This window comes from Lysinibacillus cavernae (assembly GCF_009724685.1).
GTDB classification, from domain to species: domain Bacteria; phylum Bacillota; class Bacilli; order Bacillales_A; family Planococcaceae; genus Lysinibacillus; species Lysinibacillus cavernae.
In genome coordinates, this window is record NZ_WMEF01000004.1 from 178,978 (window position 1) to 193,027 (window position 14,050).

The 14,050-nt window shown below is 34.8% G+C and carries 15 protein-coding genes; 10 read left to right on the top strand and 5 right to left on the bottom strand.

Annotated features, from left to right (window positions below; all coding sequences use genetic code 11):
• The first annotated feature begins 1 nt into the window (after position 1).
• From GJU32_RS11450 to GJU32_RS11460, 3 genes are all read left to right on the top strand, one after another.
• Positions 2–1,087: an SDR family oxidoreductase gene (locus GJU32_RS11450; RefSeq protein WP_155592080.1), complete on the top strand. Its 1,086-nt coding sequence runs from the start codon at positions 2–4 to the stop codon at positions 1,085–1,087.
• A 352-nt stretch (positions 1,088–1,439) separates the two neighbouring features.
• Entirely contained in the window at positions 1,440–2,198 is a 759-nt protein-coding gene (locus tag GJU32_RS11455) for a TerC family protein (protein WP_155592081.1), read from the top strand.
• A gap of 111 nt (positions 2,199–2,309) precedes the next feature.
• Positions 2,310–3,665 carry a TrkH family potassium uptake protein gene (locus GJU32_RS11460; RefSeq protein ID WP_155592082.1) on the top strand — a complete coding sequence of 452 codons (1,356 nt, stop codon included), beginning with the start codon at positions 2,310–2,312 and terminating at the stop codon, positions 3,663–3,665.
• A gap of 342 nt (positions 3,666–4,007) precedes the next feature.
• Here the strand turns inward: GJU32_RS11460 and GJU32_RS11465 are convergent, their stop codons facing one another.
• Positions 4,008–5,747: a B12-binding domain-containing radical SAM protein gene (locus GJU32_RS11465; RefSeq protein ID WP_155592083.1), complete on the bottom strand. Its 1,740-nt coding sequence runs from the start codon at positions 5,745–5,747 to the stop codon at positions 4,008–4,010.
• 259 nt (positions 5,748–6,006) lie between these two features.
• Between GJU32_RS11465 and GJU32_RS11470 the strand changes: the two genes are divergently transcribed.
• Positions 6,007–7,422: a PAS domain-containing sensor histidine kinase gene (locus GJU32_RS11470; protein WP_230875023.1), complete on the top strand. Its 1,416-nt coding sequence runs from the start codon at positions 6,007–6,009 to the stop codon at positions 7,420–7,422.
• Positions 7,423–7,544: 122 nt separating this feature from the next.
• Positions 7,545–7,991 carry a MarR family winged helix-turn-helix transcriptional regulator gene (locus GJU32_RS11475; RefSeq protein WP_155592085.1) on the top strand — a complete coding sequence of 149 codons (447 nt, stop codon included), beginning with the start codon at positions 7,545–7,547 and terminating at the stop codon, positions 7,989–7,991.
• 90 nt (positions 7,992–8,081) lie between these two features.
• Here GJU32_RS11475 and GJU32_RS11480 read toward each other — a convergent pair whose 3' ends face one another.
• The 3 genes from GJU32_RS11480 to GJU32_RS11490 all read right to left on the bottom strand — a co-directional run bounded on the left by GJU32_RS11480 (position 8,082) and on the right by GJU32_RS11490 (position 9,718).
• Complete coding sequence (locus GJU32_RS11480) at positions 8,082–8,771, bottom strand: hypothetical protein (protein WP_155592086.1); 690 nt, start codon at positions 8,769–8,771, stop codon at positions 8,082–8,084.
• A gap of 61 nt (positions 8,772–8,832) precedes the next feature.
• Positions 8,833–9,450, bottom strand: a complete 618-nt coding sequence (locus tag GJU32_RS11485; protein WP_155592087.1) for a CPBP family intramembrane glutamic endopeptidase — start codon at positions 9,448–9,450, stop codon at positions 8,833–8,835.
• 79 nt (positions 9,451–9,529) lie between these two features.
• Positions 9,530–9,718 (bottom strand): YkvS family protein, encoded by a 189-nt coding sequence (locus GJU32_RS11490; protein WP_004224583.1) that lies wholly within the window; start codon positions 9,716–9,718, stop codon positions 9,530–9,532.
• 124 nt (positions 9,719–9,842) lie between these two features.
• On the opposite strand from GJU32_RS11490, the gene GJU32_RS11495 reads away from it, so the two are divergent.
• From GJU32_RS11495 to GJU32_RS11505, 3 genes are all read left to right on the top strand, one after another.
• Positions 9,843–10,031, top strand: coding sequence for a hypothetical protein (locus GJU32_RS11495; RefSeq protein WP_155592088.1), 189 nt, complete (start codon positions 9,843–9,845; stop codon positions 10,029–10,031).
• 92 nt (positions 10,032–10,123) lie between these two features.
• Positions 10,124–10,300, top strand: coding sequence for an aspartyl-phosphate phosphatase Spo0E family protein (locus GJU32_RS11500; RefSeq protein WP_155592089.1), 177 nt, complete (start codon positions 10,124–10,126; stop codon positions 10,298–10,300).
• A gap of 289 nt (positions 10,301–10,589) precedes the next feature.
• On the top strand, positions 10,590–11,456 hold the full coding sequence (locus GJU32_RS11505) for an NAD(P)-dependent oxidoreductase (RefSeq protein ID WP_155592090.1): 867 nt from the start codon (positions 10,590–10,592) through the stop codon (positions 11,454–11,456).
• A gap of 60 nt (positions 11,457–11,516) precedes the next feature.
• On the opposite strand, the gene GJU32_RS11510 is transcribed toward GJU32_RS11505, so the two are convergent.
• Positions 11,517–11,909, bottom strand: coding sequence for a DoxX family protein (locus GJU32_RS11510; RefSeq protein WP_155592091.1), 393 nt, complete (start codon positions 11,907–11,909; stop codon positions 11,517–11,519).
• A gap of 155 nt (positions 11,910–12,064) precedes the next feature.
• Here GJU32_RS11510 and GJU32_RS11515 point away from each other — a divergent pair, with 155 nt between their 5' ends.
• Together GJU32_RS11515 and GJU32_RS11520 are read left to right on the top strand one after the other, a co-directional pair.
• Entirely contained in the window at positions 12,065–12,385 is a 321-nt protein-coding gene (locus GJU32_RS11515; RefSeq protein ID WP_155592092.1) for a winged helix-turn-helix transcriptional regulator, read from the top strand.
• Between the two features lie 282 nt (positions 12,386–12,667).
• Positions 12,668–13,990 (top strand): MFS transporter, encoded by a 1,323-nt coding sequence (locus GJU32_RS11520; protein WP_155592093.1) that lies wholly within the window; start codon positions 12,668–12,670, stop codon positions 13,988–13,990.
• Positions 13,991–14,050: the final 60 nt, after the last annotated feature.

The window sequence follows — 14,050 nt, forward strand, 5'->3', positions numbered from 1 at the left end:
GATGCAAGTTCATTTTTTTACAGGTTTTCCTGGTTTCATTTCGAGTCAACTAATTCGAGCGTTATTTAAAAAGAAACAGACACAACAAGTGATTGCCATTGTGTTGGCAGGAGAAACCATTAAGGCACATAAGGAGAAAAGTAAATTATTAGAGGAGTTTCCTGACTGTTCTATTCGTATTGTAGAGGGCGATATTACGCTACCTAATCTTGGTCTAGATAATCAACTAATAAAAGAAATTGTACCGCAAATAGAAGTACTTTGGCATTTAGCCGCCATTTATGATTTAGCTGTGCCGCGTGATATCGCTTGGAAAGTGAATGTACATGGTACAACAATGGTCAATGATTTTGTACGCACATTACCTAATTTAAAACGTTATATGTATTTCAGTACTGCCTACGTTGCAGGTACACGTGAGGGGATATTGTATGAAAATGAACTTATTCGACCTCCAGCATTTAAAAATTACTATGAGGAAACAAAATATGAAGCTGAGCTCCGAGTAGAAGATTTAAAATCAGAAATACCACTGACGATTATTAGACCTGGAATTGTGCGAGGTCATTCCCAAACAGGTGAAACCATTAAATTTGATGGTCCTTATTTCTTTTTAAACTTAGTAGAACGGTTAAAGGGTTTACCTTTTATCCCGTATATTGGTCGATCTACATCGACGATTAATGTAGTGCCAATCGATTACATTTTAAATGCCTCTACTTTTTTGGTAAATGAAAATGGGGCAGTAGGCAAGACACTTCATTTAACAGACCCTAATCCTCATCCTGTACAGGAAGTATATCGGACAATGGTGAAATTAGTAACGAATGTTTACCCAAAAGGACGTTTTCCATTTACATTGGCGAAATTATCATTACAAGTCCCTTTTATTCGAAAAAAACTAAGGGTTGAACAAGAAACTTTAGATTATTTAACATGGAAAGCTACATTTGACACCGCCGAAGCACAGTCTATTTTACAAAAAGGTGGTATTTCATGCCCCGATTTTATACAGACGATGCCGAAAATGGTTGATTTTTATATAGCGCATAAAGAAGATGAAAGCTATCAGATTCAGATCAAGTAATAAGAAAAACATTACAAAAATATATAGATATTTTTGTCAGCTGTAAATGATAGTGCTATAATGATTGAAAGAAGATACCTTCGACAATTTGTCAAAGGGGAGTAGCTAACAGGAAAATAAATTTACCTGGTTTCACATTCGACAAGACATGGTTTTTACCATCGGGTGTGATAGTGAATGGCTCTATACGTTAATGATTCCGAATGACGTGTAGATTGATGTACCAACTAATGAAATAGGGTACTAATTTACTTAGCGAGACCTTTGCCTGAATTAGGGCAGGGGTTTTTTTCTTTTGTACTTCAGTTGAAATGATTATTTTGGGTATATACAGCTTAGAGGAGGCACTAGGATGGAAGCAATTTTATTACAATATGGCTGGGTTTTGATTGTCCTTGTTGTATTAGAAGGACTACTCGCAGCTGATAATGCGGTAGTAATGGCTGTAATGGTCAAGCATTTACCACAAGAACAACAAAAAAAGGCGCTATTTTATGGGCTATTTGGAGCACTGATTTTCCGATTCTCAGCACTTTTTGTCATTACAGTATTGGTAAACTATTGGCAAATTCAAGCAGTCGGCGCTGCATATCTACTATTTATGTCTGCGAAAAATATTTATGATTTACGTAAACACAAGGATAATGAGGGAGAAGAAACGACTGAAAAAGCCGGGAAAAAAGGTTCTGGATTCTGGGTAACAGTACTCAAGGTAGAAGCTGCAGATATTGCATTCGCCATTGATTCAATGCTAGCAGCAGTTGCTATCGCTGTAACTTTACCTCACTTAGGTGATTTTGATATTGGCGGCATCAATGGAGGACAGTTTATTGTCATGCTCCTTGGTGGGTTTATGGGTGTCATTATGATGCGTTTTGCCGCACAATGGTTTGTGAAAATTTTAAATGATTACCCTTCACTTGAAACAGCTGCATTTTTAATCGTTGGCTGGGTAGGTGTGAAGCTGGTTGTCTTAACATTAGCCCACGAAAAAGTGGGGATATTACCTGTAGAGTTTCCGCATTCCACTGCATGGGAGTTAACATTCTGGATAGTTTTACTGGCCATTGCACTTGTTGGTTATCTAGTAGGAGTACGTAATAAAAAATAAGAGGATCTACTTTGGAGGAATAGTTACACCTATTCCTCTTTCTTTTTTTATGTATTTTTTTTATACTATTATCTATCTAGTTGGGCATCATATGTGGGAGGAGTTGTTAAAGTGCCTTGGAAAAAATCATCAAATAAACTTGCCACACCATTTCAGGTACTTGTTTCATATTACTTTATAGCCATAGCGATTTCCTTCCTGTTATTACGACTTCCAGGCGTTCATCATGAAGGTGTAAGAGTTTCCTTTTTAGACAGTTTGTTTACCGCAGTAAGTGCAGTCAGTGTCACTGGTTTAACAACGATTAATATTTCAGAAACCTATACAACCTTTGGCCTTGTGATGATTCTCGTTATTTTACAGTTAGGTGCCATCGGTATTATGTCACTTGGAACTTTTGTGTGGCTGCTAGTAGGAAAAAAAATCGGAATGCGTGAGCGCCAATTAATTATGATTGACCATAACCAATACAATTTGTCTGGGGTTGTTAAATTAATTCGCGAAATTTTAAAAATCTTAATTGGCATTGAAGTGGTGGGTACGATTATATTAACACTACACTTTACTAATTATTTTGATACATTGGAAGAAGCCTTCTTGCATGGTGCGTTTGCTTCTATTTCTGCTACAACCAATGGTGGTTTTGATATTACAGGAATGAGTTTATTGCCATTTCACGATGATTACTTTGTTCAAATGGTTACGATGGTACTGATTGTACTAGGTGCTATCGGTTTCCCAGTACTAATTGAGTTGAAAACATTTTTACTCAATCGACATGCGAATTTTCGTTTTAGTTTATTTACAAAAATCACTACATCAACATATGCGATTTTATTTGTTGTAGGTGCACTTGTTATTTTACTCCTTGAATCATTCCATTCTTTTAAGGAAATGTCTTGGCACGAGGCGCTTTTTTCAGCGATGTTTCATTCTGTTTCAACACGATCTGCTGGACTTACAACTTATGATGTCACGACATTTAGTGAAGCAACGGATATATTTATGAGTTTTCTCATGTTCATTGGATCTTCCCCAAGTTCAGTTGGTGGAGGAATACGTACAACAACGTTTGCCATAGCCATTTTGTTTTTAATTACCTTTGCAAGAGGGAGAGAGGACATTCAAGTATTTGGACGAGAAATCCATTTAATAGATGTTTTCCGCTCTTTCGTTGTCATCTTATTGGCATTTTTCATGGTGTTAATTGCAACCATTATCTTGCTAATAACAGAACCACATGCCTCACTCATTCAAATTATTTTTGAAATCACCTCAGCGTTCGGTACTTGTGGGATGTCGTTAGGGATAACTTCAGATTTATCCGTGGTTGGTAAAATCATTATCATTATCTTAATGTTTATTGGTCGAGTGGGTTTAATTTCATTCCTTTATACACTTGGTGGTGGGGGAAGAGGTAAAAAATCGAGCTTCCATTATCCAAAGGAACGGGTAATTATTGGGTAAATTATGTGAAGTATACGATGTTAATTTGTCATCAATTCATCGTATACTTCATTTAAAAAGTGTGAAATCATTAAACTGACATAAAATTTTCAAAAAATTTAAAATCATCTTTCCCGAATGTAAAATTATTATGTGGGTATTAACTACAAAGTATAGATATCATGCCTTTAAGGCATTTGACCTAAAATTTTGGGGTTAACCTGTGATGACTTAACTAACTGTTTAAAAGAGTCAAAGAGCGTACATATAAATCAAATTTTATTTTTAATTTGAGGATTTAAGAATTGTTTAAGTTAGAAAAAAAGCTAGTCCTGATTTTTATTACAGGACTAGCTTTTCTTATTAAATAGAGTGGATTGTTGCAAAATAAGGTGCTTGGCCGTGGCGGAAATAGGTTAACAGATAGCCATTTTTTTGTACAATTTTGCCATTTATGAAATTTTGGTAATCAAGTGAGTGAGGGATAATCAGTGTATGCTTAAATAACTCTTTCTCAGACAGTTTAAAGCTTACAAATTCCTCGCCAGCGATAGCTGGATCTTCGCGTAAGGCATGATAAATTGCCTTTTGTTGCTCTTCTGTTGGCCGTTCATTCCACCATAGCTTACGTGGTTGGAATTGCTGAACCATTAGATAATCAAGCTGCATTAAGCTCTGGACAATGTTTAAATCCACACCATCAACAGTTTCTAAAAACATTAATAGTCTGCGGAATAGATCTTCCAATTGATGACCAATACGAGACCAACCTTTTGTTTCCCAATACGTTCCGAAATTTTGGAAAAAATCGAATGGTGTGTCAAAGACCTCCGTCACTAAGTATTCGATCGTATGATCCATACGGTGATCATTCCAATATTTCTCAAGAACATCCTCTGCATGTTTGATGCGAACGATGTCATCAAATGTTAGGACATTATTTGAAAAGATTTCGTAAGGAGATAAATCAACGTAGGTATAGCCAAACTTTTCAGCTTCCAGTCGTAGACCAGTACCACGTAAAAGTTTTAAAAATCCTAGCTGAAGTTCCTCAGGTCGCATTGCAAAAACGTCATTAAACGTTTGACGGAAGCTTCCGTAATCTTCCTCTGGTAAACCAGCAATTAAATCTAAATGTTGATCTATTTTTCCACCGTTTTTCACCATTGTTACTGTTCGTTTTAGTTTTTCAAAGTTTTGACGACGTTTAACAAGAGTATTGGTTAAATCATTTGTAGATTGAACACCAATTTCGAAACGGAACAAACCTTGTGGTGCATTGTCATTTAAGAATTGGATAACCTCTGGACGCATGATATCAGCAGTGATTTCAAACTGGAAAACAACTCCAGGTTGATGTTCATCAATTAAAAATTGAAACATTTCCATTGCATAGCTACGACTAATATTGAAGGTACGATCTACAAATTTAATTGTTCGTGCTCCGTTATCCATTAAGAAACGAATATCTTCTTTTATTTTTTCACGGTTAAAGTATCGAACACCTACTTCAATAGAAGATAAACAAAATTGGCAGCTAAACGGACAGCCACGACTTGTCTCAATGTATTGAATTCGTTTACCTAGATAGGGAAGATCCTCCTCGAAACGAAATGGGCTTGGTAAGTCACGTAAATCGATTTTTGCTGGCTGAGCGTGAATCTTAACTTTCCCATCCTCTAAATAACAAATGCCTGGAACATCCTCCAACAATATTTCACCATGGAAATAGCGTAATAATTGTTTAAATGAAGTTTCTCCTTCACCCATAACAATGAAGTCCACCTCAGGTATACGGCGTAACCAATGGTGAGAATCATAAGAAACCTCGGGTCCTCCGAGCAAAATTTTAACATTAGGACAAACAGTTTTTAACATTTTAATAACGTGAATTGTTTCTTCGATATTCCAAATATAGCAGCTGAATCCAACAATATCAGGTTTTTTTTGGAATAAATCTGATACAATATTAAAAGCAGGATCTTTAATTGTATACTCTGCTATAATTGGATTAAACTCTGGTAAAGCGGCACCTTTTAAATAGCGCAATGCTAAATTTGTGTGAATATACTTTGCATTTAAAGTAGTTAAAATAGTATTCATGCAATAATCTTCCTTTCAACATCTTATTGTATCAGTCAAGTATCTGACATACAATATAATTCTTTTTACCTATTTATTTTGTGAACGGTTCGTGAAATAATTTAAAATACTTAAATTTACTAAATTTTGTAATAATAGAATCGTGCTGTCATAAAGTATAGTAAAGGCTCAAAATTCGATTTAGAGGTTTTTTACTCTTTTGAAAGGTTCGGTGAGAAAGTTGAAGCAAAATGATATTAATCAATGTTTTGGAAATCTTATGAAAAGTACTTCGTCACCAACACTTATACTCAATAAAGCAGGGAAAATTTTGAACGTCAATGAGGCTGCTATCAAACTTTTTAATCTTAATTTAACGTATATTGGCTATTTAGCTATGGACGAGCCATCTAATTTTAAATGGACTAATTTTGTTAAACAATTACAAAATGAATTACGTTCAGAGGAAATTTTCAATATTCGTACAGCTGGAAATGACTACGAAATGTTATCTTTTAAATGTTTTTACGACCCGAATACAGAAGAAATTGTTGCGCAAGTTTCAGTACTAAATGATGATGTTGCCCATAAATTATACGTTAGTCAAGCGCATGAGAAATCTCATTCTAATGCATATGATTACTTACCTTACGCTGTTATTGTAAGTGATGCTAGCGGTATTATTCTTGGGCTTAATAAGTATGCAGAAATGTTTCTAAAAGTCGAAAATTCGCAGCTGCTTCATAAAGCACATCAACATATATTTGATTCATTTACAATGAAAGATGGACAAATTACATCATACCTTTCTAAGTTAATGGGTGAAAAGCATGCAAGTGTTCATGTAGTGGATGAAACACAAGTAAGCAGAACTTGTTATTATGAAATTTCTAGTATCTTTGATGAATACAATAATATTATTGTCACTGTTATTAATGATGAAACAGAGAAAAAGCAACTTCAGCATAAAGTCGAGCATCAGCAAGCTTTAAACATTGTTGGACAGATGGCTGCAAGTATCGCGCATGAAATTCGCAATCCTTTAACTTCTTTAAAAGGATTTACTGAATTATTAAAGATAAATGCTGATGATGAATCACGCATGTATCTTTCTGTTATTGACAGTGAGCTACAACGGATGGAACAAATTTTATCCGAGCTATTAGTATTGTCCAAGCCAACGACTATGAAAATGGAATTATTAGAGCTGCATAATATTGTAAAGCAAGTCATTGAGTTTATGCTACCAGACGCACTTATGAAAAGTATTATGATTCAGTACATTTCTAGCTCTAATCAAATATATATTGGTGGGAACGAAAATCGATTAAAGCAAGTATTTATGAATTTGATTAAAAATGCAATGGAATCCATGAATAATGGTGGTACGATTACCGTTGAAATAGCGACAAATGATTGTGCGATTGTTGAACTTATGATTAAAGATGAAGGTGTTGGCATGGACAGCACGACACTTCAAAACCTATTCCAACCTTTTTACACGACCAAATCAACAGGGACAGGACTGGGCCTTGCTTTCGTGAAAAAGGTTATCGAAGAGCATGATGGTGTAATAGGTGTTAATAGTGAATTACAGAAGGGGACATGCTTCCATCTGCAGTTTCCAATTTACACATTTAATCAAATGGATACAATGGAAGTATCCACAAAAGATTCTGCTTATTTAGTAACATAAATAGAGTAAAAATGGTTGCATGATTTACAACAAAACCCTCTAAATCATATAATGCTTTTGACAATGCTTTTCTAATATCGCTATAATGTCATGTATAAAGAGCGAAGTGAGAGGAAAAGAATATGACGTCAGAAGATCTAAAACAATCTTTAAAATTATATATTGTATTATCACGTGCATTGAAAGCAATCAATGAGACAACACATCAAGTATTTCAGCATAATGGTTTAAACCCAACTGAATTTGCTGTTCTAGAGCTTCTCTATCATAAGGGGAGACAGCCATTACAGCAGATTGGCAATAAAATTTTGCTAGCTAGTGGGTCTATTACGTATGTCATTGATAAGCTTGAAAAGAGAGGCTATTTATTACGTGTGTCTTGTCCTGCGGATCGTCGTGTTACATATGCAGAAATCACTGAGGAAGGTGAAGCATTTATGGGAGAATTATTCCCAAAACACGAGCAGCATTTGCATGAATTAATGAGTGTACTATCACCAGAAGAAAAAGAACAAGCTATTACGTTATTAAAGAAAATAGGTCTTTCTATCAAGGATTTATCTTATTAAAAAAGTTGTCTCATTGATTTGAGACGACTTTTTTATGCTGTAAATAAAAGGACTATAGACATGATAATGTCTACAGTCCTTTTGGTTTTACTATTTTTTAGAGATAGTTGCTGCCATGTTAAGCATAGCATCTGTTAAATCTTGTTCATCATTATCGTGAATTGTTAATTTTGTAATGAGTCCATCTTTTTCAAAAACAACCCCAATTACTTTCTCTGTGTCAAAGTCTACAACATAACCCTCAATATTTTGAGCATCCTTGATTGCAGCTAATTCATCAGTAGTTAAAGCTACTGTTTCACCCACAGCATTCATATAATCTTGCATGGTTGTTTTTACTTCATCAAAGCTCGATTGTGAAGATTCAATTGTTTCAATACGCATAAACACTTCATCATCATTATTAGACACTAACATGTCTCTACCTGGCTCTTCTTGTGTCAGTGTAAATCCTGGAAGCTGTTGTAGTTTGTAGCTTTGATCAACACTTTCAGATTCAGTTGCCTTTTCGGTTTTATCTTCACCTTTTTGTACGTATTTCACATCTTGTTGTGGCTGTTTAGAAGCGTCCTCTGTATTTGTATCATTTGATGCAGGAGTATCTTCTTCCTCTTGTGATTCACCTGCTGTTTCATCTCCAGATGGTTTTTGATCAGCACCAGTATTTGATGGCTCATTTTGTTGAGCATCTGAATCCCCTGTTTTATCAGAGGTATTACAACCTACAACTAATACGGCTGTTAGTAATAATGCAAGAATAGAAAATAATTTTTTTTGCATAAAAAACCCTCCTTTTCTAAATTAAACGTTAATGAAGCTAAAATGTTTCCAAATAATAATGTTATGATGTTAAAGGCAACACTAAAAATAATAATAGTACAAAAACGACATGAGCTACAATAACAAGTGGCATACTTTTTTTCCACTCATATATGAAGCCCCAAATAATACTTGTAACAAGTGCAGCAATTACACCAAGAATAAAACCACTTAGGGCAATTGAAATAGCACATAATACAGCGGTAACTATGACAGCCAACGTTGGACGCATAAAGCGTTTTAACTGCTGTTGGATATAACCACGCCAAAATAGTTCCTCACCAATGGCAACGATGAAAACGAGTAAAACATAGTGCCAAATATTTTGTGGTCCATAGTTTGTTAAAAATTTTTGAACGGATTGTACTAAATTATTATTAATATATGGAGCGAGCCAGTAACCGAAGCGAATAACACCATATGTGATGGTACCGTATCCAATACCAAAGAGTAAAAATTGCCATGTGGGTAGTTGATCTTCAATTGAGCCAGCTAAGATGGCAATGGCAATACATACTAGTAAAGTAAATGCATACATGTACCAAAATACTGCTTGGTTAGCAAAGGTAAAAGCAAGCATGCCATAAACGAATAATAAAGAAAGGAGAAAAAGTATTGTTTGTTTCGAATTTGTTAGCATATTCGACCTCCATACTTTAATTTTATCAAAAAAAAAGGCCCTTATCATCTATTAAGATAAAAAGGGACTATTCAGACTATTAAGCTTCATTAGTATATAAAATTTTATAACGTTTATGATTGACGACCGTTTTCTCTTCAATTTCAAGGGAATCAAAATTCTCCATATATGTTAAATTAACGATTACCGAATTTTCATTTACCTTTTCAACAATACCTTGGAGACCATTTTTAAATTCGATAATATTTCCAACTTCAGCTATTTTCACAGACAGTCAGCTCCTTCATCGACTAATAATATACAGTTTGCATGAAAAATTGGTAAACGTAAAGCTTTTTTTAAATAATTCATAATTTATTACACAAAAGTTTAAAAAGAAAGGAATAAAACAAATGGAAAAATACGAAAATATGCTTAAACAATTACAAAACGGGGAAATAGAAAGCATCGAAATTCAAAAGGAAGAATTTTATGAATTTCGTGAAATACTAGTAAAGCATCCTTTATTTAAACATTATAGGGGTGAGGCCAAGCAAAATGGGAGGATTATATATACTTATACTGAAATTCCAAGAAGTTAATTTGTCGAACATTGTCGTAAGTTAATGCTGTAAGTAATGAAATATAAATGTATAATAATGGTATGATTATTTGTGTGTGGAGGGTTGTATGAATGGTCAATCTACTCTTGAAACAAATGGAACAAACTCGTGAGATGATGATTCGCTCAGGTTTAGAAAACGGGTTACAAAATGCAAAAACCATTCAACTGAGTCGCAGATTAGATCAGTTAATGAATACTTATTATAGACAGATGGCATTTGAAGAAGAAAAAGACCGAGAAAACTAAACGATTGTTCCAGTATTCAGAGTAAAAAACATTTTAAAATATATGTTTAAAATGCATTTCATTGGGGAATAACTTACTAAGAACACAGCAACATTCTCATTTCCCCCTTTAGAGCAGTGATCCCCCAATCACTAGCTCTCTTTTTTTGCTTATTCCGTATATATGCCATACATAAAAAATTTAGTACAAGTTGTGGGAAGAATTTGAATTATTTTATTCATTCCCCTAAACTGAAAAGGTAAAGAGTTAATTAGAAGGCATACATTTAATAACAAAGGGGCATGTACATATGACAAAAAAACGTATTGCATTTATTGGAACTGGCGTGATGGGAGCTAGTATAGTGAAACATCTATTGAAAAATGGTCATGATGTAACCGTGTATACTCGTACGAAAGAAAAGGCAGAAGCACTTGTGACATTGGGAGCATCTTGGGCAAGCTCGCCAGCAGAGGCATTTAGAAATCATGAAATTGCCTTTACAATGGTTGGTTATCCTTCCGATGTTGAAGAGGTATATTTGGGGCAAAATGGACTTTTTCAAACAGCCGAACAAGGCAACATTGTCATTGATATGACAACTTCAGAGCCATCCTTGGCAAAGAAAATTTATGAGCATGCACAATCAATCGGTGTGGAGGCTTTAGACGCACCTGTTTCAGGTGGTGATATCGGTGCACAAAATGGCACGTTGTCTATTATGATTGGTGGCGATCAAGATACATATGATAAGACATTGCCGATTTTGAAGCATTTTGGGGAGAATATTGTTTATCAAGGTGAAGCAGGTGCTGGGCAGCATACAAAGATGTGCAATCAAATTGTCATTGCCTCAGGTATGATTGGGGTGTGCGAATCGCTCGCCTATGGTCTAAAGGCAGGATTGGATTTACCAACGGTATTACAATCTATATCGTCGGGTGCAGCTGGATCTTGGTCTTTAAGTAATTTAGCACCTCGTATGATCAAAGAAGATGTCGCACCAGGCTTTTATATCAAACATTTTGTAAAGGATATGAAAATAGCTTTAGATGAATCAAATAAAATGGGTATCACTTTACCTGGGCTAGCATTAGCCTATGAAATGTATGAAAAACTGATCGAGGAAGGCTACGGTGATAATGGTACGCAGGCTCTTCTAAAGTATTATAAATAGATAGCAATAGAATGAAACCTGAAGCATCTTCATTTCTGAGGAGACTTCAGGTTTTTTGATTTATTCTTTACCAAAAAGTTGAGAATCTAAGGAGAAGCTAGATGCCCCCGCGAGAGCAAAGTATAGAGCTATAGCTCCTAATGCTAAATCTAACTCATAACCAGCCAATCCATCAGCTCCGATAAAGCCAATGCTAAGCTTTGCTGTAAAGATAGCAACAATCATTGTAATTGTCAGTAAAGCACCAAAAATTCTTGTCGCTAATCCTAAAATAAGAGCAATTCCGCCAACTAATTCAATAATCGCAACGATATACGCCATAAACCCTGGTATACCTAGACTATCAAAGAAGTCAGCAGTGTAGCTGATTCCGCCTTGGAATTTTTGAAAACCATGTACTGTAAAAATAATGCCGAGAACGACACGTAAAATAGTTGAACCAATATTTTGCATAATTAAGTAACTCCTTTTCTTTAACTTACATTTCGTAACTTAGTTTATTTTTAAAAATAACTTTTGTCAAGTAACTTAATGTATTTTAAGAACTGATTTTTCAAAAAAAGTGATATACTCTTAAATAAGAACTAATAACAAAGGAGACTAGTAAATTGGATCAAAAAAATATTTGTCCACGATTTGAAAAGGCACTTATGATATTGAATCATCGTTGGAATACCTTGCTTATTTATCAGTTGCTAGATGGTCCACAACGCTATTCAACCATTAAAAATCAGTTGAGTATTAGTAGTCGTGTGTTAACAGAACGATTAAAGGAATTAGAGACTGAGCAAATCGTGTTACGTACAGTTATTCCTTCTACACCAGTCATTATTGAGTATGAGCTTACAGAAAAAGGATATGCTATCGCACCTGTGCTAAAAGCAATTGAACAATGGTCTTCTGATTGGGTAACGATTACCGAAGAATGATAAAAAAGATATTCAGGCGAGGGGGCTTGAATATCTTTTTCACTTTCTTGGGGGAGTGATTGGTGAGGACCCCCATTTATCTTGATTCAGCAAAAGTTATTTGTACCGAAAGCGAAGCGTCAGTAGGAATTACACCGTGGGAGAATTGATTGGCCATTTAGTAGTTATGTTTCAGTTGAATTACTGATATATTGTAAATAATATTAATTTTCTTTAAAAAAAGGTATTTTTTATTACAGAGAGAAATTAATTGATTATTATAGAGAATGGAGGGAGGGTTTTATGAAGAAAGGTACAGCAATAGACGTACAACATCGAAGTCAGTTAGCAATTTATTTATCACTGCCAATACTTTCATGGGCATTTTATGATTTTGCGAATACAATTTTTTCTTCTAATATAAATACTATTTTTTTCCCGTTTTACCTGGATGAAGTTTTAGGCACGAATGAAGTCATGCAACAGGTAGCGAGCACTTTTATATCCTACGCTAATGCCCTTGCAAGCTTATTGCTAGTTATTTTTTCACCTCTTTTTGGTGTATGGATTGATAACACAGGCTATAAAAAGAGGTTTATTGTATGGTTTGCATCCATTTCCATTCTTTTTACGTTTATGATGGGGATATTTGCAAATCTACAGACGACAAGCAATTACGCAGGAGTGCCGCTTAGTTTGTTTTTGGTAGTCGCAAGTTTTGTGATTGCAAAATTTTTCTTTAACTCAAGTCTAGTATTCTACGATTCCATGATGGGAGATTTAGGGACAAAAGAAGAGATGCCGTTAATCTCAGGTTATGGCGTTGCAATTGGGTATCTTGGTACACTTTTTGGATTACTTGTCTATTTGTATGTTGGTAACAGTGATTTTCATCGAGCATTTATTCCAACTGCTATCTTGTACTTATTATTTTCATTGCCATTATTTTTAATTAATAAAGATACACCAATCCCAAAATCACAGAGGAAGTCTTTAAAATTTTTAGATGGTTATAAAGAAATCATTCAAACATTTAAGGACATGAAACAATATAAAGCGATCTTTACTTTTATGATTGCTTATTTCTTTTTAAATGACGCCATTGCTACAACGATTGCCATGATGGCTGTTTATGCTACAGCAATTGTCGGCTTTAGTTCAGGACAATTTATCGTTCTTTACTTGGTCTCTACCGTATCAACAATTATTGGATCTCTTGCATTTGGCTATATTACGAAATCCATAGGAGCTAAACGTGCCATTACGATTGTAGCACTTATTATGATTGTCGCTTTAGTGTTTGCAGTTTTTGCAACAGCTCAATGGATGTTCTGGCTTGCTGGTAGTCTTTTTGGTATATCTCTCGGGTCTATGTGGGTGACATCTAGGACTTATATAATTGAATTATCACCAAACGAGAAACGCGGGCAATTTTTTGGCCTGTTTGCTTTTTCAGGTAAAGTATCATCTATTATCGGACCAGCTGTATACGGAACGGTTACATTGTGGATGAAGGATTATGGTACGCTAGCTAGTCGTGTCGCCTTATCCACTTTGATTGTTATGACAGTAATCGGCCTATTGGTACATCTAAAAGTTAATGATAAAAATGGAAATAGCAAGTAGGAGAAATGTATTGCCTATGATACAATTGAATTATAAATAGATATAGAGAAAGGAGCGGGG